Genomic DNA, 760 nt, shown 5'->3' on the forward strand with positions numbered 1-760 from the left:
TCGAGGCGGCGGCGCAGGTGCCGGACGCGCACCCGGAGATCATGGTGCCGCTCGTCGGCGCGGTGCAGGAGCTGGAGACGATCCGCGCCGAGGCCGAGAAGATCATCGGCGAGTTCGCCGTCGACGTGAAGATCGGCACGATGATCGAGGTGCCGCGGGCCGCCCTGACGGCCGGTGACATCGCGCAGGCCGCCGACTTCTTCTCGTTCGGGACGAACGACCTCACCCAGATGGGCTGGGGCTTCTCCCGGGACGACGTCGAGGGGGCGTTCTTCTGGCGGTACCTCGAGCTCGGCATCTTCGGCGTCTCGCCGTTCGAGTCGATCGACCGCGACGGCGTCGGCCGGCTGGTGCGCATCGCCGTCGACGAGGGCCGCGCCGCCCGCCCGGAGCTGCACTTCGGCGTCTGCGGCGAGCACGGCGGCGACCCCGAGTCGGTGCACTTCTTCCACGAGGTGGGCCTGGACTACGTGTCCTGCTCGCCGTTCCGGGTGCCGGTCGCCCGCCTGGAGGCGGGTCGCGCCGCCATCGAGTCCACCGGGTCCGACTCCCGGTGAACGAGACGTTCACCAGGGCAACGGCGCCCTGGTGAGCACGAGGAGGCCGGGGCAACGACGCCCCGGCCTCTTTCGTGGCGGTACCGCTAGGCCCTGTTTCACGACTGGGGCCGGGCTGCGGCGGGCCCAGATTTCTCCTGGCGGCACCCCGCGAAAGCCCGGTTACAACACCGGTAGCCAGACTTCCGCGGGGCACCGCCAGG

Annotated in this window: 1 protein-coding gene; it reads left to right on the forward strand. The window is 71.4% G+C overall.

The window, feature by feature from the left end; translation table 11 throughout:
- On the forward strand, nt 1–557 hold a 557-nt coding region (locus IEZ31_RS57735; protein ID WP_308429520.1), incomplete at its 5' end, for a putative PEP-binding protein.
- Between the last annotated feature and the right edge of the window lie 203 nt (nt 558–760).

This window comes from Dactylosporangium sucinum (assembly GCF_014647515.1).
Taxonomy (GTDB): Bacteria; Actinomycetota; Actinomycetes; order Mycobacteriales; family Micromonosporaceae; genus Dactylosporangium; species Dactylosporangium sucinum.